This window comes from Rhizobium leguminosarum bv. trifolii WSM2297, assembly GCF_000271845.1.
Genome location: NZ_JH719393.1, coordinates 860481 through 881840, shown reverse-complemented (window position 1 = coordinate 881840; position 21360 = coordinate 860481). Strand labels below are relative to the sequence as shown.

Sequence of the window (21360 nt, the reverse complement as noted above, 5' to 3'; positions counted from 1 at the left end):
TCCCCGGCGGTATCTTATGCCGCCTGATTCCGAAGAACCAGTTTTAACAAACTATCCGGGTTCCCGAAGCCCCCCGACTTGACGGCGCACCGAAAATGCCGTCCGCCTTCGGCCGCAACGTCGAACCATGGAATGCCGGCCTCGATCTCGCCCTTTGGCGTGAGCACCCTCACCCCCAATGCACGGAAAACCGCAAGCGCGGTATCACCGCCGCCGACCATCAGCATATCGGGCCTGGTATCGTCGATCACCCTTTTGACGCCCGCGGCAAAATCAACGGCGACGAGCGCCGCATCGGCTGCCATGTCGCCGCTGCAGCGCAACAGCACCGGCAGCGCCAGGCCCTCTCCGCATTCGATCTCGCCCATCGGCGCATCCACCACCATACGTAAGGCGCCCGAGGCTTCGAGCCGGTTCATCTGGGCTGAGGTGATCGGATCGCGCGAGCCGAAGGCAAACAGCGTGCGCCGGGTTGGCGTAAATTCAGTTACCGTCCGCCCCCCTGTTTCACCGAGCCGACGGGCGAATGCAGCACCAAGGCCGCGCGCACCGACCCCAAGCGTCGTCCGCCAGACATGACCCTCGACGATTTGATCGAGATCGGTATCGTCTTCGGCATCCGCGACGGCAACATTGTCCACGCCCGTGAAAAGATCGGCGATCGGCAACGGCCTGTCGACACCGCGGCCGACGACGCAGCCGCGGTAGGTCAGGCGCTCCTGATCGGGAATGGCAGGCGCGACAAGAATGTTCTTCAGGCCGAGCGCACCTGCCAGTGCCAGGCTTTCCGCAGCGACATTGCCCTTCAGCCGGGAGTCGATCTTCTTCATGACGATGGCGGGCTTCGCGCCGCCAAGCATTTCCACAGCCAGTCGAATCCTTTCGGCAGCCTCGCGCTCGTTCAGCGCGCGCGAAGCGGTGTTGACGACGACGACATCGCAGCCGGTGGCGATCGCATCCCGCGTCGCCTCGACACTAACGGCGACCGCAACCGAAAGGCCGGCCGTGACGAATGGCGTGCCGGTATCGAGCGCACCCGTCAGGTCATCGGCGATGATCGCGGCCTTCAGCGTCATGCGATCTGCTCCGTATTCACGGCGTGGCAGGCGACAAGATGGCCGGGTTTGGCCGTTTTCCACTCCGGGATGACCTTGCTGCAGACATCCATGGCGATCGGGCAGCGCGTGTGGAAACGGCAGCCCGACGGTGGGTTCAGGGGGCTCGGCACGTCGCCCTGCAGGATCTGCCGCTGCCGGGTGCGCTCATGCTCCGGATCGGTCTCCGGAACGGCCGACAGAAGCGCCCTGGTATAGGGATGCAGCGGATTGTCGAAGAGTTCCTCACGGCTGGCAAGTTCGGCGAGCCGCCCGAGATACATGACGCCGACGCGGGTGCTGATGTGTCGCACCACCGCCAGATCATGAGCGATGAAGAGATAGGTCAGCCCGTATTTTTCCTGCAGATCGAGGAGCAGGTTGATGATCTGCGCCTGAATCGACACGTCGAGCGCCGAGATCGCCTCGTCGCAGACGATGAATTTCGGCTGGCAGGCGAGTGCGCGGGCAATAACGACGCGCTGGCGCTGGCCGCCGGAAAGCTCATGCGGGTAACGCTGGGCAAAGCGGGTCGACAAGCCGACATCGGTCAGCAGCGCGGCCACCCGGTCCTTGAGTTCAGTTTTTGCGCAGAGCTTGTGGAAGAGGATCGGCTCGCCGATCGCCTCGCCCACCGTCATGCGCGGATTGAGCGTCGAATAGGGATCCTGGAAGACGATCTGCAGGTCGCGGCGGAACGGCCGCATCTGCTTTTCGTCGAGCGTGGCCAGATCCTGGCCCTTGTAGACGACCTTGCCGCTGGTCGCCTTGTAGAGATTGAGGATGGTGAAGCCGGTCGTCGATTTGCCGCAGCCGGATTCGCCGACGAGGCTCAGCGTCTCGCCTTCCATGATATCGAGGTTGACATTGTCGAGCGCATAGACGGTCGCCGAGCGCTCACCGAAGGCGCCGAGCTTGACGTGGAAATGCTTGACCAGGTTTTCGATCTTGAGCAGCGGTTGAGCACCCATCATGCCGCCTCCTGCATTCTCTGGACGACGAAACAGGCGGCGCGGTGATTGCTGCTGCCGCTCAAAGGTTCAAGCTGCGGCACGTTCTCGTGACAGATCGCTTCAACCAATGGGCAGCGTGGTGCAAACGGGCAGCCCTTCGGCCGGCGGCCGGGCTCCGGCGGCGTGCCGCCGATCGAGCTCAGCCGGCTTGCCGGCGGATCTGATAGTTTCGGGATCGAGGAGAGCAGACCGCGTGTATAGGGATGGCTCGGACGGGCATAGAGATCATCGACCGGCGCGTCTTCGACGACCATACCGGCATAGAGAACGGCGACGCGATCGACGAGGCCGGCGATCAACGCCAGGTCGTGGGTGATCCAGACGACCGACATGCCGAGCTTGGTTCTGAGATGCTTCACCAGATCGACGATCTGGGCCTGGATGGTGACGTCGAGCGCCGTCGTCGGCTCATCGGCGATCAGCAGTTTCGGATTGCAGGCAAGACCGATGGCGATCATCACCCGCTGGCGCATGCCGCCTGATAGTTCGTGCGGAAAGGCCTGCAGCCGCTCTTCCGGGCCTGGAATGCCGACGAGGCGCAGAAGCTCGACAGCGCGGGCGCGCGCTTCTGCCTTTTTCATCCCGCGGTGATAGATCAGCGGCTCGCAGATCTGGGCGCCGACCCGCATGACGGGATTGAGCGAGGTCATCGGATCCTGGAAGACGAAGCCGATATCGCCGCCGCGCACCTTGCGCAGTTCGGCATTCGACATCGTCTGCAGGTCGCGACCATTGAAGGTTGCCGTTCCCTTGGTGACCTTGATCTTGTTCGGCAGCAGCCGCATCAGGCTCAGCATGGTGAGGCTTTTGCCGCAGCCGGATTCGCCGACGATACCCAGCGTCTCGCCCCTGTCGACATGGAGATCGATGCCGTCGACGACGACGGCGGGGCCGTTGCGGCCGTCGATCTCGACGGTGAGGCCCCTGACATCGAGCAGGCGTTCGGTGTTTTGCGTGTCGATCATTTGTTGCCCCGCGGATTGAGCGCGTCGTTGAGGCCGTCGCCGAGGAAGCTGAAGGCAACCGAGGCAAGGCCGAGCACCGCCGCCGGAGCGGCGAGAAGATGCGGATAATGCTGCCAGACGCGAAGGCCGTCCGAAATCATGTTGCCCCAGCTCGGTGTCGGCGGATTGACGCCGACGCCCAGAAAGCTGAAGGCGCTTTCCAGCACCATCGCCGTGCCGAGACCGGCGCTGACCGAGACGATCAGCGGCCCGAGCGCATTCGGCACGACATACCGCTTGATGATGACCCAGTTCGACAGGCCGAGCGCCTGTGCCGCGGTGATATAGGGCCGGCTGCGGATCGACAGCACCTGGGCGCGCACCAGGCGGGCATAGGGCGGCCAGGAGATCAGCGCCATCGATCCGAAGACGAGGATGAAATCCACCCATATCGTCTGTCGGTAGAAGGGATTGAGGGTCTCGAGGTAACGCGCCTCCATCCATCGGGTGATCGGCGTTTTCAGCGATGCATTGATGACGACGACGAGCAGAAGGTTCGGAACCGACATCGTCACGTCGGTCAGCCACATGATGATGCGGTCGAAGGGATTGCCGAAGAAGCCGGCCACGGCACCGAGCGTGAGGCCGATCAGCACCGCGAAGAAGGTGACGATGACGGCGACGAGAAAGGCGGTCCGCGTGCCGAAGACCACGCGGCTGAAGACATCGCGGCCAAGGTCGTCGGTTCCGAAGAGATGGCTCATCGACGGCAGCGCGTTGCGGGCGTTGAGATCCTGGCTCAGATAGTCGTAAGGCGTCAGGTAAGGCCCGAAGATTGCCGTGAAGGCGAGGATCAGCACGACGACGAGCCCGAAGATGGCGAGCTTGTTGCGCTTCAACCGATACCAGGCATCACGCCACAGGCTGACCGGCTGTTCCTCGATGGTTTCAGGGGTGGAAAGAGGAATTGCGGACATGGTCAGCGGCTCCGTCTTGCATCATTGGCGCGCGGATCGAGCAGCGGATAAAGCACGTCGACCAAAAGGTTCGACACCATCACCAGGAACGACCCGATCAGCGTAATCGCCAGAATGACCGGATAATCGGAATTGATCAGCGCCTGCACCGTCAGGCGGCCGAGGCCAGGCAGGCCGAAAACCAGTTCGACGAAGATCGCGCCATTGACGATGGTGATCATGATCAGACCGAGCTGGGTCACGACAGGCGTCAGCACCGGCCTCAGGATATGGCGGAGCGCCACGATGATCTCGGGCACGCCCTTGGCGCGTGCGGTCCGCACGAAATCCTCCGATAGCACCTCGATGACGGCCGCACGGGTCTGGCGCACGATCAGCGCGATCGGCTGGAAGGAAAGCACGAGCAGCGGCAGCAGGATCCGCACATCGAAAATGCCGCCCCAGCCATAGGGTACGCTTGCGCCCGGTAGCAGTACGATCAGGCCGACCATCAGCAAGGGACCTGCAACATAGGCCGGGATCGCCCAGAGGAAAAGCGCCGACCCCAGAATGGCGTAGTCGAGCCGGGAATTCTGGTTCAGCGCGGCGATCATGCCGAGCGGGATCGCGACGACGGTCGTCAGGATGATGGAACAGAGGGCGAGCTGAAAGGAGACGGGGGCAGCGGCCGAGACCATCGCCCAGACGGCGCGGCCCGAGGTCAGCGAATTGCCGAACCGGCCGTGCAGCAGGTTCCAGATGTAAAGACCGAACTGCTCGATGAAGGGTCTGTTGAGGCCGGCGCTTTCGCGGATGGCTTCGATGCGCTGCGGATTATAGGCGACATCGCCCGGCGCGCGCAGGAAAATGAGTTTTATCGGATCGCCGGCGCCATAGAAGGCCAGCGCATAGACGGCCAGCATCACCACAAGGACGGACGGAATCCAGATGACAAACCGGGTTAGCACGTAGCGCAGCATGGCCACCTCTCACCTGTTGTTCGATGCGGTCCGCCTCTCTCAGAAGCCCGGCAGATCGCATCTCTTCTTCTTGAAACTTGCGCGAAGGCCTTGCAGCCTCCGCGCGCTTATTGGCAATTGGAACGACCTTCCCCGGATCAACCGATGGAAATGTTCCAGGGCTCGACGACCTGCCAGTCGAGGTTCTTGTCCAGGCCCTTGACCTCCTTGGTGGCCCAGCGCGACATCGCCTGAGAATACCACGGGATGAACGCCCAATCGTCGCGGAACGCCTTCTGGGCTTGCTGGGCGAGAGCAACGCGCTGCGGATCATCCGCAGCTTTGGTCGTCGCTTCGGCAAGGGCGCTGTCGACCTTGTCGTTCTTGTATCCGCCGAGCTTGTTTTGAGCGTTCGACGAGGTCGAGGCGATGGAGCCCGCGAGATAGGACACGGCATCAGGAACACGGGTGCCGACGTCGTCGCGGAAGATCTGGACGGAATTCTGATCCGGACCGGCATAGGCGTCCTGCTGCGGCTTCATGTCGACGGCTGTTATGCCGAGATTCTGGCGCCACTGCTCGGCGATGAACTGGGCGGCGGCCTGAATGGCCGGTCCCGAGATACCGACGAACAGGATCTTCGGCAGGCGCTCAGGCCCCCCATAGGTGGATTCAGAAAGCAGCTTCTTGGCGGCCGCCGGATCAAAGGGATATGGCTCGAAACCGGAATTTTCGGCACCTGGAACTGCGTTGAGGATCTGGTCGGCCTTCTTGTGCGGCCCATCCGGATAGGACGCCTTGAACAGGCCGTCGCGGTCGACCGCCATGATCAGTGCCTGGCGAACCTTCGGATCGTCCATCGGCGCGCGGGAGATATTGAACCAGAAATGCTGGCTGGTCGGGATCAGCGGGCCGGCCGAGAATTCCGGACCGAGATCCTGGATGATCGTCGAGGTGATCAGCTCGGTGTGAGCGTTGAACTCGCCGGATTTGATCAGGGACGTCGCCGTCACATTGTCCTCGATCGAGGTGATGTCGATGCGCGCAAGCTTCGGCTTGGGCCCGAAGAATTTTTCATTCGGCTCGAAAGAGAGCTTGCCGGCATCGATATCGATGCTCGCCAGCTTGAACGGACCGGAGAAGACCGGCTTGTTCTCAGGCTTGTACCAGTCGACGATCTCCTCGCCGTCGCTGCCGCGCGACTGCGCCGCCTTGGTGATCGGCGCGATGTGGTTTGCAAGGCGCATGAAGAAGATCGGATCGGCGGCGGCAAGCGTCACGACCACCGTCCCCTCGTCGGGTGCTGCGACACCGGTCAACTCATTGCCGGAACCCGCGGCGATTTCGGCATAACCCTTGACCTTGCTCAGCACCTGGTCGGCGCGCTGGTTCTTGGTGTTCGGCATCGAGGAGACTTCCCACGATCCCTTGACGTCGGCCGAGGTGATCTTACTGCCGTCTGAGAAAACCGCCTTGGGATCGATCTTGAATGTCCAGACGGTATTGTCGGCCGATTCCCAGCTGGTGAAGACGTAGGGCTTGATATTGCCTTCGCTATCGAAATACATCGGTGAGGCCCACCAGATCGAATTCCAGCGGAATGTCCTGCCGCCGCCGCGCAGCGGTGACCAGTCCTGGTCGAAGGCCGGATGTGCGACTTTCAGGACCTGGCCCTCATCAGCCATCACGATGCGGGCATTCATCCCGAATACGGTCAGGCCGACGCCGGCCGCAAGACCGAGCTTCAGCGCATTGCGGCGCGATAAATTGGTTTTCTCAGATTGATCAAAAGACATGGCATTCCTCCCACGGTGAATTCGGCAGCGCTCTCCCCGCACCTGCCAGGCGCAGCACAATCCGTTCCTTATGGTTCCCTCGTTATTGTAAATATGTCAACAAAAAATCACTGTTTTAGTTCGAACAAAATTTCGTCGCAAAAATAATCAAATAATATCAACTAGTTAAATTTCCACCTTCGCGTCACAGCATTTTGTCTTCTTGACAAAAGACCTGCAATGGAAGTTCTTGGCACTTCATAGCGGCAGACGGATGAGAATTCATGCGCAGCGGGGCGGTTCAAACATGGATCGGCAGACCGACGCGCCGAGGAGGGCGGAATGAGCCAACATAGGATCACAGGCGTTTTCAGCGCGGCCGCAACGCCGCTGACGGCGGACAATACGCCTGATTTCGTCCTTTTCACCGACCATTGCCGGCAGTTGCTGGCCGAGGGATGCCATGGCGTGGCGCTGCTCGGCACGACGGGCGAGGCCAATTCCTTCTCCGGCACTGAGCGCCGCGCCATTCTGGAAGCGGCTGTGAGGGCCGGCATTCCCGCCGACAGGCTTCTGCCGGGCACCGGCGTCGTCGCCATTCCGGAGACCGTGGAACTGACCCGGCACGCGCTGTCGCTCGGTGTCACCAAGGTGGTTATGCTGCCGCCCTTCTATTACAAGGGCGTCTCCGACGACGGCCTCTTTGCCGCCTATTCGCAAGTGCTGGAAAAGGTCGCCGACACTCGCCTGAAGGTGATCCTCTATCATATCCCGCAGGTCTCGGGCGTTCCACTGTCCATCCCGCTGATCGGCCGGCTGATTGCAGCCTTTCCGGAAACGGTGGTCGGCATCAAGGAATCGGCCGGCGATTTCAACAACATGCAGGCAATCATCGCCGCCTATCCCGGCTTTTCGGTGCTGGCCGGCGCCGACCCGCTGCTGCTGCCGCTGATGAAGGCCGGCGGCGCTGGCTGCATCACCGCCACTTCCAATCTGGTGGCGGATTCGCTGCGCACAGTTTACGACCATGTCCATGATGAGGCGCGCGCTGGCGATGTCGAGGCGGCACAGGCGCGTATCAACGCCTATCGCACGCTTTCCAACTCCTACGTCCAGATCCCGACCATCAAGGCAATGGTCGGATTGAAGACCGGCAACCCCGCCTGGAAGCGCACGCGCGCACCGCTGATGCCGCTCGGCGAGGCGGATTACGCCGCACTTGCCGAAAGCTATGCCAAGCTGCCTTGAGGAGATCGCCCATGAGTTTTACCGGCCTGCCTTCGGAAGTCGTGCCCGCCATGATGACTGGGCTTATCACCCCTCGCCCAGCCATGAATGGCCGGGCCGATGCCTATCTGCCCTCACCCTGCATCCAGAACCATGCGGCAAATCTCGCCTTTCTGCCCGACGGCACGCTCAGCTGCGTCTGGTTCGGCGGCACGATGGAGGGCATGGGCGACATTTCGATTTACATGTCGCGGTTGGCCCCCGGCGCCGAGCGCTGGTCCGAACCAGACAAGATGAGCGACGACCCGCAGAAATCAGAGCAGAACCCGTTGATTTTCAACGCTCCTGACGGAAAGATTTGGCTGCTCTATACCTCGCAGACCTCAGGCAATCAGGACGGTTCCGTTGTCAAATGCCGCACATCAGACGATGGCGGCAAAAGCTTCGGGCCGGTCAGCGTCCTCTGCGACAGCCCCGGCACCTTCGTTCGCCAACCGCTCGTCGTCAACGGCAAGGGCGACTGGCTGTTACCGGTCTTCCGCTGCGTCGGTCGCAACGGCCAGCGCTGGAGCGGCGACGCCGATACGGCAGCGGTGCTGATCTCGCGGGACGGCGGCGCGAGCTGGCGGATGCACGATATTCCAGACAGCATCGGCGCCGTACACATGAACATCCTGCCGCTCGGAGGCGACAAAATGGTCGCCTTCTACCGCAATCGTTTCGCCGAGAGCATTCTTTCCAGCCGATCGTCCGATAGCGGCGAAACGTGGAGCGCGCCCGAGCCGACCGAACTGCCGAACAACAACTCCTCGATCCAGGCCACGATCCTGAATGATGGAGCGATTGCAATGGTTTATAACCACTCGAATGCAAGCACATCGGATGCGAGGCGCCAGTCTCTCTATGACGAAATCGAGGGCGGCGAGACCAAAGAATTCACTGTTGTCGCCGCCGATATCGGCCGCAAGGCGGTCTGGGGGGTTCCGCGGGCGCCGCTGAGCCTGGCGATCTCGAGGGATGGCGGCAGGAGCTTTCCGCATCGCGTGGATCTCGATACCGGCGACGGCTTCTGCCTCAGCAACAACTCGAAGGATTCGCTGAACCGCGAATTCTCCTATCCCTCGATCATAGAGGGCGACGACGGCACACTCCATATCGCCTACACCTATTACCGGCGCGCCATCAAATATGTGCGGCTTGCCCCGCAATCACTGTCGTAAGAGCGCCGCCGGTGGAAAAACCTGCGTCCGATCGCGCGCGAAAGGACGTCGGCCGGAAGGGCATTGGTCGTCGTTGCGAGAGGATTTGACAACAGCCCGGCCGTTCGTCGCCGGCGCAGCGATGACACTATACTCCGTGTTCGGAATGCCGATTTACATCGTTGAATTTATCATATTTATTTGAATTTCAACGGGATATTGGAACGTGGCACCGCTTTGAAAGCGTATTCGGCGGACATGTTGGGCTCTAAAAATTTCGCTGTCCTGGAATGCTGGCTTGACATTGATCTTACAACTTTACATTAAAGAGAGACGATATCGCCGCAAGGTCTTGCAGGGAGGACTGGTTCATGGCCAGCTTGGATTCGCCAATTACGATCGTCCGGCCGCATCTAATTGAATTCGGCATCGGCACGGCGGGAAAGCTCGGTAAATGGGCTGCAGACCAAGGCTATCGGCGCACGCTTGTCATCTCCGATGCTTTCAACGCATCGCGCATCGATGTGCTGGAACTCACGGGCGAAGTCACCGTCTTTTCTGAAGTGACGCCGGAGCCGGATACCGCCAACCTCGAAAAAGTCCTGGCGGCGGCCAATGGCGCCAACGCCGAACTGATCGTCGGCTTCGGCGGCGGCAGCGCCATGGATCTGGCAAAACTTGCCGCAGTTCTTGCCGGCTCGGCGCAGACCCTGCATGACGTTGTCGGCCCGAACAAGGTGCATGGGCCGCGCAAGGTGGCGCTCGCCCAGGTGCCGACGACCTCGGGCACCGGCAGCGAGGCCGGCATCCGCGCGCTCGTCACCGATCCCAAGACGATGGCGAAGCTTGCCGTCGAAAGTCTGCACATGCTGGCCGACATCGCTGTCATCGATCCGGCCCTGACCTTCACCGTGCCGGCCCGCACCACAGCTGCCACCGGCATCGACGCGATGGCTCATTGCGTCGAGGCCTTCACCAACCGCAAGGCCCATCCGATGGTCGATATCTATGCGATCGAGGGAACGCGGCTGGTCGGCAAATATCTCGCCCGCGCCGTCAAAGACGGCAACGATGCGGAGGCACGCGCTGGCCTGTCGCTCGCATCGCTTTACGGCGGCTTCTGCCTCGGCCCGGTCAATACCGCCGGCGGCCATGCGCTTGCCTATCCCCTCGGCACGCGCTGGCATGTGGCACATGGTGCTGCGAATGCGCTGATCTTCCCGCATGTGCTCGCCTTCAACGCGCCGTCGGCCCCGGAAAAGACGAAAGCAGTGATGCAAGCGCTTGGGCGTCAGACTTCGGAGGAAACAGCATCCGTCTTCGATGCGGCTTACGCTTTCTGCGCCGCCCTCGGGATCGAGATGAAGCTTTCCGGGCTCGGTGTGCCGGAAAGCGATCTCGACGCCATGGCCGACGACGCCTTTGCCATTCGCCGTCTGCTCGATAACAATCCGCGCGATCTCACGCGCGCCGACATTCGCTCGATCTACACAGCTGCGTTCTAGAAGGGATTTTGATGATGGACAGGAATGCGAAAGTCGCGGTGACGCTCGGCGATCCCTCCGGCGTCGGCCCCGAAGTGATCGTCAAGGCCCTGGCGGCCCTTCCGAGCGAAGAGCGCCGCGATTTCGTCATCGTCGGCAATGTCGAAGCGCTGGAGCGCGCCGATCGCGTCTGCGGCACCGGCCTGAAATTCGCGCCTGCCGATGCCGGCGGCGATGACAGGATTGCCGTCGACGAAGTTCTGCTCGGCGCCGCTCTGCCGGAGATCGGCAAGGTCAGCCCCGTCGCCGGCGACGCCTCGGTGCGCTATATCACCCGTGCCGTCGATCTTGCCATGTCGGGTGAAGCCGATGTGATCGTCACCGCGCCGATCAACAAGGAGGCGATGAACCTTGCCGGCCATCACCATGACGGCCACACCGGGCTTCTCGCCCATCTCACCGGTTCGAAGAGTTCCTTCATGCTGCTTGCCTCCGAGCGGCTGAACACTATCCATGTGTCGACCCACATCTCCCTGAAAGGTGCAATCGAACGCGCCAAGACCGAACGGGTGCTGGCCACCATCGAAGCCGGCCACAGGCATTTCCTGCGCCTTGGCAAAAAGGCTCGCATCGCCGTTGCCGGACTCAATCCGCATTGCGGCGAAAATGGCCTGTTCGGCACCGAGGACACGGAATTCCTGGTACCCGCCGTGGAGCAGGCGCAGGCAAAGGGCATCGACGTCGTCGGACCGATCTCGGCCGATACGGTTTTCGCCCGCGCCTATAACGGCGCCTTCGATCTGGTTATCGCCCAGTATCATGACCAGGGCCATATCCCCATCAAGCTCGTCGCCTTCGAGACGGCGGTCAACGTCTCGCTCGGCCTGCCGATCGACCGCGTCTCTGTCGATCACGGCACCGCCTTCGACATCGCCGGCACGGGAAAGGCGAACCACGTCAACATGTTGTCGGCCATCGCCTATGCCCGGCTGATGGCGCGCTCGCCGCGGCGGGATGTCAGTGAGCTGGGCGGGTCCGGACAGCGATAATTTTGTCTACGAAACGAGCAGTTACATAAGCGAAACAGACGACTGCGCTCAGAAGCACGAAGAAAGCGAGAGGGCCATTCACCCCGATCGACCCGGCAACCGGCTTGAATACACCGATCACACCTCGGTGCAAGATGTAGACGGGGTAGGAGATATACCCGACCCACGTCGCCAACGCCTCTAATTTGGCAGGCATTTCCAAAAAGAGGCCAAGCATCACAATGAGCGGCGCCAAGGCCATCGCGAACATCAAATCATAGTAAGGCCGCAGCACGGACGGAACCGGCGCCGCGATGCAGATCATCAGAAGCAGGCATGGCACCAAGGCGATCCAACCCTTTCTCCAGGCCGGCATGCCACCGAATAAACGGCTGATCACAACCCCTGCCGTAAATGAAAACATCACCCTTGGCAGTCCCCCGACCGCGGAAGGCCACTCCCAGCCAATATTCAACAGACCGTAGTGAAGACCGACACAAACCAATAGCGCAGCTGAGACCAAGGCAACGAGGCAAAGGGCGCGGATGGAGAGCCGAAACAGCCACAATGCGAAGAGTATGTTCACCAACAGTTCCCAGAACATCGACCACGCTGGGCCGTTGATTGGAAACATCCCCTGCATCGAGTTGGCTTGAAGGAAATACATCGGGCTGGGCAGAAAAGCCCCATTAGCAACTGTCGACACCAGCAGGTCAATGACACTTTGACCTCGCAGCCCCCAGCTTGTCAGCAGAATGATCTGGACGAGACCAACCAAAATTCCGATCAGATAGAGCGGATAAAGACGCTTGATTCGTGCCGTCATGAACGACTGGAATGGCAGACCGCGCGAAAGCCTTTTTCCGTAAATGTCGGCGATAATAAACCCGCTGAGAACGAAGAAAAAGTCGACTGCGAGATAGGCTGACGGGGCGTATCTCTCTTGGAAATGTGTAGCGACAACACAAATGGCGGCAAAGCCGCGCATCGCATCGAGCGAATAGTAGCGGCTACGGTCGGAAATCGAGACTCCCGCGTTGTCGATTGCCGATGGCGCATAATCGCGGTCGAGACTGGTCATCTATCGATCATCCTATGACACTTTATCTGAGGGGCGTGCGCAGCGGTCGGCTTGAACCGCTGCACAGGTCGCTGCGCAGGAGCGCCCGATATCACGATTGCTGGGCGATAGTGTCTACAATTGCGTCCTTATTTTTCTTGCGCTGCCGTACCTGCTTTATGCTGCCGATCAAGACGTTCAAACGAGCCCTGCAAAGGGCAAATATCAGGCAGCAATACGCCATCCCGCCCGCAACGATTTCCACGGCCAACCGTGGATAAGGCGACCAATGAACGAGCGGTTCGTGCAGGAGCAAAACGACAGCAACCATTCCCGCACATGCCAGACTTGGCCGAAGGAATTGCATCAGATAGGCCCCGACGCTCAACTCTATATGCCGCGAAACCTTCCAGCTGGTGATCGGCCAAAACAACAGAACTTCGATCATAATGGCGAAAACAATGGTTGTGACGCCGTAAGGATAAAGAACTGCGATGGTCACGAGCGTGAGCAGATTGCGTGCCACCTGGTAGTAAAACCACCAATCCATCTCCCCTTGGCTCTTTATCAAGGATGCCTGCACGTAGCCGATCCCAGCCATCAACCCTATGACGCAGTAGAAACGAACTGGCCAAACGGCCTCGATCCAATGCGCGCCGAAAATGGTGGTGATCGCATCACCGGCGACTGCGGCAAGGCCAATGAATACCGGATACGAAACCAGAGAGCAGCCAAACGTGGCCATCAGGAATGCTTCTCGAACTTTCTTCGGATCGCTTCGCAAGGAGGAAAGCAAGACGTGCGTGACAGATGTTAAGCCCCCCGCAATAACGTTATTGATCATATCGAACAAGCGCTTCGAAAAGTTATAGATACCGAGTGCCGATGGGCTCAAGAGCACGCCGATGATCAGGTTGTCCAAGCTCATGGTCTGTAAAAACCGAGTGCCAGAAGCGAAAAAGCCATAGTGAAGAAGGTCGTTCAGGCTTTCTCTCTTTAAGTGAAGGCCGGGCGACCAGCCAGCACCCCAGAATGCAGCGCCGCAGGATGCCGCTGTGGCCGCGATCTGTGCAATCGCGAGCGCCCACAAGCCGAAGCCCGCCAGAACCAATACAAGGCAAATGCAAGCAGAAGTGATCGTGGCTATCACGGTACGGACCGCCACCAGGTGGAATGACATCTTTCTATTGACAATCGCATTCGGAACGACGGCCGTGAAATCGAAGAAGACCTTCAGCCCCATGATGTAGATAAGGGAGGTGACTTCCTTATGCCCCACGTATGCCGCGATTGGCGAGGCGGCGATACACAGCACTCCATAGATCAAAAACGAGAAGGCAAGGGAAAGTGCGAAGATGGTATCGAGGTGGCTACGCCTTATTTCGGCTCTCTGTATGATTGCTTCACCAAATGCAGTCGGTCCAAAACTACCTGCAAATGACACGATACTGAATGCCAGGGCGACAAGACCGAAATCCTGAGGCTGGAGAACGCGGGACGTCACCACGAAAACTGCGAAGGTGAGGACCGTCGGGATGAGCGTACTCATCGCCGACCAAAAGGCACCCGTTACGGCTGCGGCCGATCGGTTCTTATTGACATGGCTGAATAGAATATCATCGTCTCGTGCAACCGACAAAACTGAACTCCTACGGACAATCAAACGATAGAGGGATGAGGGACGAGGTCTGGGGCAGGAAGACCGGGACGCAGATCGATCGGTCTGCTAGACTTGTACCAAGCGCCGTTCATCTCATACGGAAGGCGGGACATGGCCGCCAAAAGCTCATTGGCATTTGTCGCTTGCTCCACCAGGAGAGCGTCGCTACTCCAGCTGCTGATGAAGTCGTGCAGCTTGCTTCCGCTTCTCGCAACCGCGACATGCGGTTTATTGAGCAAAAGACAAAGAATATGACCATGTAAACGGTTGGTGATTATCCGTTGCGCGCCGGACAGCATCTTCACGCCATAATCGACATACCGAGCAGCGACATCCTCGTGATGCTGGGCAACCATCTCGGGACGGCTAAAGCCGCGCCGCATGGCTGCCTTGACGACACTCGACTTGTGCAGGTGCGACAAATTATCCGGACCGTTGATCCAATTGGTAAGGGGTCCCTCAACGATCGCTCGGGCTTCAGCGATATCAACGTCGTCCTCTCCGGAGGGCTGCATGACGTATAATACCCGGAGAGGATCAGCTTCGAACGGTTTAAGCAGCTCGATCCCGAATGCCGTATCCGGCCCCGCCTCGACATCGCAATCGAAGTTCGCTTTTGCCAGTTCGAAACTCCGCTCATCGCGGGTCATGAAGAAAAATTTGCGATGCCTACCAATCGTACGCTTCGCGTACTCCATCAGTGCGTCGTTCGCGAAATCGATTGTTTGAGGCATCTGAATGATGGTTCGATCCGGATATTTGCACGCCAAACGGTAACGAATATCATCTCTGCCGATCCGTGCATCTCCGAAGTCCGCCCACCCGCAAATGAAGATTGGAGCGTCGCCGGGAGCGGCTTTTATTTGGTTAATACTTTCAAGAGAGCTACCGGTAAGCACCGGTAGACGCCCCGTTACCTCCCACAATACCTTTGCCAATCCCAACCAACTTGCATGATGGCCAGGATCTTTGTTTGATGGAAAATCCATTATAATGTAGGGCTGTCCCCTACTAATAAATTTCCTTACCGATCTAATCAACTTTTCTTGTTGTCGCCGTAGTACAACTTCACCGAGATGATGCATATATTCTACTTGTCTTTTAAAAAATGAACAGGATCTACATCTCCAAGTTCGACAAGTCAATTGCACTGCACTGCGTCATAGATACGCACCACCTTATCTTAGCAAATGATGATGAGGTTCGGACGCTGCCGGCTCCGGCTCAGCAACGACCCGTCCAGACAGCTTCAAAGAAATCATCGGATAGCCGCTCGCCGAGACCGGTTCCGGGCCGATGCGGCAACCTCGGCCTAAACGGCCGAGCCCATCACAGGCCGAACAGGCGGCGATCCCAGAAGACCGGCTGGGGGAGGCTGACCGTGATCGATGAGAATTCCGGGTGGGCCGGATTGATCAGCACGTTACGGTCGACGCGGGCGACGACGCTTGGCACCAGCAGGATGGCGCTGCGCTTCTCCTGGCACCACTTTTCGCCGAAAGCCTTGCTGACCCCAGCCGGCATGCCGTCCCAGCCTGAGAGCGCCGGCTCTGACAAGACCTCGTAGCTGAGCCCGCGCGGTATGGTGATCGTGACGTAATGCTGGTTGGGCGGCAGGCTGCCGCTGCCGTGGACGAGCTTTTCGAGCAGCGCAGTCGAATAGTGCTCGCTCGTATAGATGATCGGGCTGCCCTACGTATTCCACCGCCCCGGCGCGATGGTCGAGCCGGTGGCATCGAAGATCGGGTAGGTTCCGGCGGGATCACCGAAACGGACGGATATCAGCGTGCAGTCGAGAAGCTGTGCGCTCACGCAGCGCTGCCGTATTTCAGGCTTCCAAGGATATCAAGCACGAGCTCGCCGCCGATCTCGCTCTGGATGACGACATCGATCGGCCGCCTGTCCTCCAGCATCGCATGCGGACGAAACAGGAAATCACGCGCCTCGGCCTCGGCCTGCCAGACATCGAGCGCCAGGCCCCAGACGCGCGCGAGACGGGCGAGCCTTACGCCCTCGTCGGAAGAGAGCCGATGCTTGGCCTTGCGCCGCTCATAGGTGGCCTTGGGAACGAGCCGGTATTTGAACTGGGCGTCGCTCGGCGCCAGAAGCAGCGCCATGCGGTCAAGCGCCTTGACCGGCAGTCCCGCCTCAATGCTGGAGAGCAGCCCGAAGGCCGAGCGCGACGCCGGCTCCGTGGAGGGTAGCCCCAGAACGTCGGCAACGGCAGCAAATCCCATCATGACAATGGCCCCAATCACTTGAGGTTATATTTGGTCTCAAGTGGGCCGGCGATCAAGAGCATCCTTTGCTTGCTTGCCGAGGGAGGCGGATTACAAGCATGGCGTCGAGATCGGCAACATCGTCAATCCGCTCGGAACCTGCATCGACGTCGGCTTCTGCACCGAACGTCTCGACCTGGTCGCCAACGGCACCCCAGACGACGAGCTAGAATCATAGAGATGTGTTGACCGCATTGAACGCTTTTCAGCTTGGCCCCAGCTGCAGCCGACGGAAAACCCTTTCGATCTGGGCCACACCCGCAAAAAAAATGATGCCGGAGAAAGAGGCAAGTACGACCGCGGCAAAAAGCCTTTCGGCCTGATAATTGAATGTCGACTGGATGATGACAGCGCCCAGCCCCTGGTTCGAGCCGATCCACTCCCCGACGATCGCGCCGATCACACAGGTGGTTGCGGAAATGCGCAGCGACGCAAAGAGCAATGGGGCCGACCGTGGAGCGCGCAGGCGCCAGAACGTCTCCCAGCCGCTCGCCGAAAGCACATGCATCAGGTCGAGCTCGCTCGCAGTCGCCAGATTGAGGCCCCGGGCGGTATTCACCAAGGTTGGGAAGAAGCAGATGAGAGCAGCGATGATGACTTTCGGAAGCATGCCGAGGCCGAAGATGAGGATAATGATCGGCGCGAGCGCAAGCACCGGAATCGTATTGAACAGCAGGACAACGGGGAAATAGGCGGCTTGGAACCGCGGATTATAGACGAAGGCAACCGCCAGGATCACAGCGAGACTATTGCCCAACAGGAAACCGAGGCCCGCCTCGCCCCATGTCGGAATGGCGTTCGACAGCAGGAAGCGCCATTCGCTTGCAAGCGTACGCAGGATCGCCAGCGGCGTCGGGACGATATAGCTGGGAATACCCAGCGCCGGCACGAGCCATTGCCAGGCAAGGAGCAGCGAAAGGGCGCCAATAACAGGAAGGCCGAGGGCCTCGGCAAGGGACAGCGGACGATGCCTCATGCAGCCGAACTCCCCTGCTGGAGCAATTGGCGTAGATGGGCTGCGGTCTCCTGGACATCCAGGCTCTCGCGCCGACAGAGCCCGCGCTCGTCTTTCAGCGGCGTAAGGTCGATGAGCGCCTGGACGCGGCCCGGATTGGCCGCCAGGACCAGCACGCGTCCGCCGAGATAGATCGCCTCGACAACACTATGGGTGACGAACAGGATGGTCGTGCCGGTGCGGCGCCAGACCTCCAGAAGCTCGTCGTTCAGTCGCTCGCGGGTTATCTCGTCGAGCGCACCGAAGGGCTCGTCCATGAGCAGGATATCCGGCTCGCATTGAAGCGCCCGCGCTATGGCGACGCGCTGGCGCTGGCCCCCTGACAGTTGATGCGGATACCGGTCGGCCAGATGCGACAGGCCGACCAGCTCGATCCAATGGTCGGGCCGCGCATCCACCGATCGCGAGACATTCTTCTTCCCCACCTGCAGCGGCAGCTCGACATTCTCCCTCACGGTCCGCCAGGGCAACAGCGTTGCGTCCTGAAAGACGAAGGCGACTTCGCGCCGCCGGCGCGCCTCCGACGCTGTCCCGCCGAGCACCGACAGCTGCCCGTCAAGCGGCGGGAGAAGATCCGCCACCGCACGCAGGAAGGTCGACTTGCCGCAGCCGGAAGGACCCAGAATGGTCAGAAATTCGCCCCTGCCGACGCTGATGTCGACGCCGGACAGAATGCGGGTCGTCTCGGCGGCGCCGGCATAGCCGATAGCCAGATCCTTGGTTTCGATAGCCACTGCTTCGGGCAAATCCGCTCTCTCACGCAATCTTCGGACGGTCGTCTGCCGTCATGTCCAGGATCCTGGTCGTATAGCAGTCCTCCAGCTTCGGCGCGCCGCTCTTGAACTGGCCGATCTTGTCGTAGACCGAAATCTGCTCGGCAAGAGCGGCCGGATCGAAGCTGCCCCAGCCATCCTTACCGGTCGCTGCGTCGAAGCTCAGCGACAATATCCGCGGTACTGTCTTCAGCTCCACGGCAAGGTCGAGCTGCGGATACGCCTCCACCATCAATTTGACCGCCTCTTCAGGATGTTCATGCGTCCAGGCCCAGCCCTTGGCGACGGCACGCAGCACCTTTGCCAGCGTCTCCGCATGGCCGCTCACCGCATCGTCGGTGGCAAAATAGACGTTCGCGTAGGAGGGCAGGCCTGTATCCTTCATCATCAGATCGATGCGGTCGGGGCCGATGATGGAAAGGGCCTGCGTGTTGGTGATCCATCCGGTCACCGCATCGACCTGGCCGGTCATCAGCGGCGTCATGTCGAAGCCGATATTGGCGATGGTTAGGCTCGAGGGATCGATATTGTTCTTCAGCAGGATAGCATCAAGCACGTAACGGGCCGTCGGCTTGCCGATGCGCTTGCCGACCATATCCTTGACAGTGCGGATCGGCGCCTTGGGCAGTGAATAAAAGGCGAAAGGCGCCATGCGGAAACCGCAGGCGAAGATCTTGATCGGCACGCCTGATGACCGGGCAAGAAGAAGCTGTGCCGAATCGGAGAATTGGCCGAGCTGCGCATCACCCGTAATCACGGGCGGCACCGTTGCCGAATTGGGACCGCCAGGAGAAAACTCGACGTCGAGCCCCTCGGCCTCGAACAGACCTTGCTTGACTGCGACGATATCGCCGATCTGTCCGTTGCTCATCAGCCAATCGTATTTGATGACGACCTTGGATGCGGCGGCGTTCGAATGACGAGGCACAAACACGCTGATCCCCGCCGACGCAGCAGCAAGGGCAAAGGCTCCCTTCAGGACAGCGCGCCTATCGACCACGATTTTCTTGTCATCCCGGTTCATTTGCTTGCCTTCCCGTTGTTGAATTGTTGGACGGCTGGCCGGGCCGCTTACGCTCGCTGTTGCGGGTCGATGTCGCCGATCGGGCCGCCTGCGGACCACGCATAAATTTCCCAGAGATTGTCATCGGGATCGGCGAAATAGCAGCATCTTGCGTTCCAGACATAGTCCTGTGGTGGCGCCTGGAAGAGCACGCCCGCGGCCTTCAGCTCCGCATAAGCAGCATCGACCTGCTCCGGCGAGGCGAGCTCGATGGCCGCGCAAGCCTTATGCACGCCTGGGGGCGCGCGACAGCCCGAGACGCCGGTAAACTCGGCAATATGCTCGATCTGCCAGAGTGCCAGCGTCACACCCGCTCCTTTGAAATCGGCAAAGCCGGGAGCCCGGCGGCGTGGTTTGAAGCCAAGCCGTTCGACATAGAAGTCCGACGCCCGGTCGATGTCCTCGACCAAAAAGCAGATGTCGGTAATCGGATTGGCTTGGGCAAAAGCGGTCATATAGGCCTCCTGATGGAAGAAGCCTCGCAGACCGCAGCCTCAAGAGATTTCAAATTCGTGCGGTTGTCTTTCGAAAAATTGCTGATTTGCGATCGGCCGCCGCCGGCTCAAAGACGGACCGATCGTCGGTATTCCTTCGGTGTCGCCCCTATCAGACGGCGGAAGACGCTGGAGAAATGCGCCTGGCTCGAAAAGCCTGTGGCGTAAGCGATGTTTGCGAGCGTTTCCTTGCCATCTGCGAGGTAAAGTCGCGCCCGCTCTATCCTGCGTTCCAGGACGAAGCGATGCGGAGCCATCCCTGCCGCCCGTTTGAATTCCCGGCTGAAGTGAAAGGGGCTCATATGGGCCACCCCGGCCAGTTCCTCGACACTAAGATCGGATTTGCCAAGCAGGCTCTCGATGTAGTCGATCACACGCCGGAGATTGTCTGACGTCAGAGGACGATCGCCGGCTTCAGGTTTGGCGCCCAGAAGCTTTACAACGCAACAGGCGAGTGCCATCCCCAGGTGCTGCATCAAAAGCGGGTCGTCGCGCTCGGTCTTGCCGGCGACAAATGCAAGGGAGAGCGCGACCTGCAGTGTTGTCGAATCAGCCGTGGCGCTGAGTGCATCATTATCCCAATGCTCGGGATCAAAGCGAGAGCCGCCAATGCTGCTGTAGAGCGCAGGTGACTGGAAGATCGAGATATAATCCGCCGCATCACCATCGACTTCAAGAACCGTGGCGGCGGGTTGAAATCCCAGGGTGAACGGCGGCCGCTCAACTTTGCGGAATGCCCCGCTTCCAAGCCGATAGGCATATTTGCCATGCGCCGTTCGATTGATCGAAATTCTATGAAGGGAGCCCCTCGAAACCATTTGCCCCGCGGCGCTGCGATAGCTCTCGACGATCATGTCGCGCTGAACGAAGGCCTTGTAGCCTCCAAGGGATGGCCGGCTTATTGAGAAAATCGTCGGGTCGATATCGGGCATTGTTTCACTCTCCCTGGCAGGCGAGAGGCAAGTTGCGCGCCAAGTGGAAGCCAAGCTTCGCGTTCGATATCAACGTCGCAGCATAAAGCCAGATCGTGCCCATCTAAATCGTGATTTCACGCCCGCTGTCGCGCCACACTGCACCGCGGTTTAGCGGGAATTTATCCTCGGCAAATTTGGCCGCGTGCGCAAGAATTATGCACTGCATCCTTCTTCTTGATCAGTGGCGGTAGACATATCCGATAGATCGTCGGGGCATCCGAAATCGGTCCCAGTCGCGGCAAACCGCGGCCAGGGATGAGCTTTCGTTCCGTCCACTCTTTTCCCAGGAGATCGTTCTTTTGGAAATTCGTTCCTATTCATCCGCCTTAATCCATTTAATCTATAGACATAATTAATTGGAGA

General features: G+C 59.8%; 20 protein-coding genes and 1 pseudogene. 5 read left to right on the top strand and 16 right to left on the bottom strand.

The features are described 5' to 3' along the window. Window positions 1-14 precede the first annotated feature (14 nt). The 6 genes from RLEG4DRAFT_RS07915 to RLEG4DRAFT_RS07890 all read right to left on the bottom strand — a co-directional run bounded on the left by RLEG4DRAFT_RS07915 (window position 15) and on the right by RLEG4DRAFT_RS07890 (window position 6762). Window positions 15-1076, bottom strand: coding sequence for a four-carbon acid sugar kinase family protein (locus RLEG4DRAFT_RS07915; protein WP_003576722.1), 1062 nt, complete (start codon window positions 1074-1076; stop codon window positions 15-17). After that, window positions 1073-2065 carry an ABC transporter ATP-binding protein gene (locus RLEG4DRAFT_RS07910; protein ID WP_037093342.1) on the bottom strand — a complete coding sequence of 331 codons (993 nt, stop codon included), beginning with the start codon at window positions 2063-2065 and terminating at the stop codon, window positions 1073-1075. Before RLEG4DRAFT_RS07910 ends, RLEG4DRAFT_RS07915 begins: the two co-directional genes overlap by 4 nt. After that, a complete protein-coding gene (locus tag RLEG4DRAFT_RS07905; RefSeq protein ID WP_003576718.1) occupies window positions 2065-3072 on the bottom strand; it encodes an ABC transporter ATP-binding protein in 1008 nt (335 codons plus the stop codon). The genes RLEG4DRAFT_RS07910 and RLEG4DRAFT_RS07905 overlap by 1 nt, the downstream gene beginning before the upstream one ends. Next, a complete protein-coding gene (locus RLEG4DRAFT_RS07900) occupies window positions 3069-4028 on the bottom strand; it encodes an ABC transporter permease (RefSeq protein ID WP_003576716.1) in 960 nt (319 codons plus the stop codon). The genes RLEG4DRAFT_RS07905 and RLEG4DRAFT_RS07900 overlap by 4 nt, the downstream gene beginning before the upstream one ends. A 2-nt stretch (window positions 4029-4030) precedes the next feature. Beyond that, a complete protein-coding gene (locus tag RLEG4DRAFT_RS07895) occupies window positions 4031-4987 on the bottom strand; it encodes an ABC transporter permease (RefSeq protein WP_003576714.1) in 957 nt (318 codons plus the stop codon). Between the two features lie 137 nt (window positions 4988-5124). Next, the gene (locus tag RLEG4DRAFT_RS07890) at window positions 5125-6762 is read right to left on the bottom strand and encodes an ABC transporter substrate-binding protein (RefSeq protein ID WP_003576712.1); all 1638 of its coding nucleotides are present in this window, start codon (window positions 6760-6762) and stop codon (window positions 5125-5127) included. Window positions 6763-7083: 321 nt separating this feature from the next. Between RLEG4DRAFT_RS07890 and RLEG4DRAFT_RS07885 the strand changes: the two genes are divergently transcribed. The 4 genes from RLEG4DRAFT_RS07885 (at window position 7084) to pdxA (ending at window position 11700) form a co-directional block, all read left to right on the top strand. Next, window positions 7084-7989, top strand: coding sequence for a dihydrodipicolinate synthase family protein (locus RLEG4DRAFT_RS07885; protein WP_003576710.1), 906 nt, complete (start codon window positions 7084-7086; stop codon window positions 7987-7989). Window positions 7990-8000: 11 nt separating this feature from the next. Continuing rightward, window positions 8001-9188: a sialidase family protein gene (locus RLEG4DRAFT_RS07880; protein ID WP_003576708.1), complete on the top strand. Its 1188-nt coding sequence runs from the start codon at window positions 8001-8003 to the stop codon at window positions 9186-9188. 350 nt (window positions 9189-9538) lie between these two features. Next, complete coding sequence (locus RLEG4DRAFT_RS07875; protein WP_003576707.1) at window positions 9539-10672, top strand: iron-containing alcohol dehydrogenase; 1134 nt, start codon at window positions 9539-9541, stop codon at window positions 10670-10672. A gap of 14 nt (window positions 10673-10686) precedes the next feature. Next, a complete protein-coding gene (gene pdxA / locus RLEG4DRAFT_RS07870; RefSeq protein ID WP_037093339.1) occupies window positions 10687-11700 on the top strand; it encodes a 4-hydroxythreonine-4-phosphate dehydrogenase PdxA in 1014 nt (337 codons plus the stop codon). Here the strand turns inward: pdxA and RLEG4DRAFT_RS07865 are convergent. From RLEG4DRAFT_RS07865 to RLEG4DRAFT_RS07845, 5 genes and pseudogenes are all read right to left on the bottom strand, one after another. Then, a complete protein-coding gene (locus RLEG4DRAFT_RS07865) occupies window positions 11669-12760 on the bottom strand; it encodes an acyltransferase family protein (RefSeq protein WP_003576702.1) in 1092 nt (363 codons plus the stop codon). The two genes, pdxA and RLEG4DRAFT_RS07865, sit on opposite strands and share 32 nt — an antisense overlap. Window positions 12761-12851: 91 nt before the next feature. Continuing rightward, the gene (locus RLEG4DRAFT_RS07860) at window positions 12852-14378 is read right to left on the bottom strand and encodes a lipopolysaccharide biosynthesis protein (RefSeq protein ID WP_003576700.1); all 1527 of its coding nucleotides are present in this window, start codon (window positions 14376-14378) and stop codon (window positions 12852-12854) included. A 20-nt stretch (window positions 14379-14398) separates the two neighbouring features. Then, the gene (locus tag RLEG4DRAFT_RS07855; RefSeq protein WP_003576698.1) at window positions 14399-15484 is read right to left on the bottom strand and encodes a polysaccharide pyruvyl transferase family protein; all 1086 of its coding nucleotides are present in this window, start codon (window positions 15482-15484) and stop codon (window positions 14399-14401) included. A gap of 244 nt (window positions 15485-15728) precedes the next feature. Continuing rightward, window positions 15729-16211: pseudogene (locus RLEG4DRAFT_RS07850) on the bottom strand (RES family NAD+ phosphorylase). Continuing rightward, on the bottom strand, window positions 16208-16639 hold the full coding sequence (locus RLEG4DRAFT_RS07845; RefSeq protein WP_003576694.1) for an antitoxin Xre-like helix-turn-helix domain-containing protein: 432 nt from the start codon (window positions 16637-16639) through the stop codon (window positions 16208-16210). The pseudogene RLEG4DRAFT_RS07850 and the gene RLEG4DRAFT_RS07845 overlap by 4 nt, the downstream one beginning before the upstream one ends. Before the next feature lie 73 nt (window positions 16640-16712). Between RLEG4DRAFT_RS07845 and RLEG4DRAFT_RS40735 the strand changes: the two genes are divergently transcribed. Further along, complete coding sequence (locus tag RLEG4DRAFT_RS40735) at window positions 16713-16856, top strand: hypothetical protein (RefSeq protein WP_171898176.1); 144 nt, start codon at window positions 16713-16715, stop codon at window positions 16854-16856. Between the two features lie 27 nt (window positions 16857-16883). On the opposite strand, the gene RLEG4DRAFT_RS07840 is transcribed toward RLEG4DRAFT_RS40735, so the two are convergent. From RLEG4DRAFT_RS07840 to RLEG4DRAFT_RS07820, 5 genes are all read right to left on the bottom strand, one after another. Beyond that, a complete protein-coding gene (locus tag RLEG4DRAFT_RS07840) occupies window positions 16884-17654 on the bottom strand; it encodes an ABC transporter permease (RefSeq protein WP_003576692.1) in 771 nt (256 codons plus the stop codon). Next, on the bottom strand, window positions 17651-18439 hold the full coding sequence (locus RLEG4DRAFT_RS07835) for an ABC transporter ATP-binding protein (protein ID WP_003576690.1): 789 nt from the start codon (window positions 18437-18439) through the stop codon (window positions 17651-17653). The genes RLEG4DRAFT_RS07840 and RLEG4DRAFT_RS07835 overlap by 4 nt, the downstream gene beginning before the upstream one ends. 10 nt (window positions 18440-18449) lie before the next feature. Then, window positions 18450-19490, bottom strand: a complete 1041-nt coding sequence (locus tag RLEG4DRAFT_RS07830; protein WP_003576688.1) for an ABC transporter substrate-binding protein — start codon at window positions 19488-19490, stop codon at window positions 18450-18452. Window positions 19491-19537: 47 nt separating this feature from the next. Next, on the bottom strand, window positions 19538-19984 hold the full coding sequence (locus RLEG4DRAFT_RS07825) for a VOC family protein (RefSeq protein WP_003576686.1): 447 nt from the start codon (window positions 19982-19984) through the stop codon (window positions 19538-19540). 107 nt (window positions 19985-20091) lie between these two features. After that, window positions 20092-20955 carry a helix-turn-helix domain-containing protein gene (locus RLEG4DRAFT_RS07820; protein ID WP_003576684.1) on the bottom strand — a complete coding sequence of 288 codons (864 nt, stop codon included), beginning with the start codon at window positions 20953-20955 and terminating at the stop codon, window positions 20092-20094. Between the last annotated feature and the right edge of the window lie 405 nt (window positions 20956-21360).

Bases quoted from the DNA above. Each gene is read 5' to 3' on its own strand.
- RLEG4DRAFT_RS07915 (WP_003576722.1), bottom strand. From the start codon at position 1,076: ATGACGCTGAAGGCCGCGATCATCGCCGATGACCTGACGGGTGCGCTC.
- RLEG4DRAFT_RS07910 (WP_037093342.1), bottom strand. From the start codon at position 2,065: ATGGGTGCTCAACCGCTGCTCAAGATCGAAAACCTGGTCAAGCATTTC.
- RLEG4DRAFT_RS07905 (WP_003576718.1), bottom strand. From the start codon at position 3,072: ATGATCGACACGCAAAACACCGAACGCCTGCTCGATGTCAGGGGCCTC.
- RLEG4DRAFT_RS07900 (WP_003576716.1), bottom strand. From the start codon at position 4,028: ATGTCCGCAATTCCTCTTTCCACCCCTGAAACCATCGAGGAACAGCCG.
- RLEG4DRAFT_RS07895 (WP_003576714.1), bottom strand. From the start codon at position 4,987: ATGCTGCGCTACGTGCTAACCCGGTTTGTCATCTGGATTCCGTCCGTC.
- RLEG4DRAFT_RS07890 (WP_003576712.1), bottom strand. From the start codon at position 6,762: ATGTCTTTTGATCAATCTGAGAAAACCAATTTATCGCGCCGCAATGCG.
- RLEG4DRAFT_RS07885 (WP_003576710.1), top strand. From the start codon at position 7,084: ATGAGCCAACATAGGATCACAGGCGTTTTCAGCGCGGCCGCAACGCCG.
- RLEG4DRAFT_RS07880 (WP_003576708.1), top strand. From the start codon at position 8,001: ATGAGTTTTACCGGCCTGCCTTCGGAAGTCGTGCCCGCCATGATGACT.
- RLEG4DRAFT_RS07875 (WP_003576707.1), top strand. From the start codon at position 9,539: ATGGCCAGCTTGGATTCGCCAATTACGATCGTCCGGCCGCATCTAATT.
- pdxA (WP_037093339.1), top strand. From the start codon at position 10,687: ATGGACAGGAATGCGAAAGTCGCGGTGACGCTCGGCGATCCCTCCGGC.
- RLEG4DRAFT_RS07865 (WP_003576702.1), bottom strand. From the start codon at position 12,760: ATGACCAGTCTCGACCGCGATTATGCGCCATCGGCAATCGACAACGCG.
- RLEG4DRAFT_RS07855 (WP_003576698.1), bottom strand. From the start codon at position 15,484: ATGCATCATCTCGGTGAAGTTGTACTACGGCGACAACAAGAAAAGTTG.
- RLEG4DRAFT_RS07845 (WP_003576694.1), bottom strand. From the start codon at position 16,639: ATGATGGGATTTGCTGCCGTTGCCGACGTTCTGGGGCTACCCTCCACG.
- RLEG4DRAFT_RS07840 (WP_003576692.1), bottom strand. From the start codon at position 17,654: ATGAGGCATCGTCCGCTGTCCCTTGCCGAGGCCCTCGGCCTTCCTGTT.
- RLEG4DRAFT_RS07830 (WP_003576688.1), bottom strand. From the start codon at position 19,490: ATGAACCGGGATGACAAGAAAATCGTGGTCGATAGGCGCGCTGTCCTG.
- RLEG4DRAFT_RS07825 (WP_003576686.1), bottom strand. From the start codon at position 19,984: ATGACCGCTTTTGCCCAAGCCAATCCGATTACCGACATCTGCTTTTTG.
- RLEG4DRAFT_RS07820 (WP_003576684.1), bottom strand. From the start codon at position 20,955: ATGCCCGATATCGACCCGACGATTTTCTCAATAAGCCGGCCATCCCTT.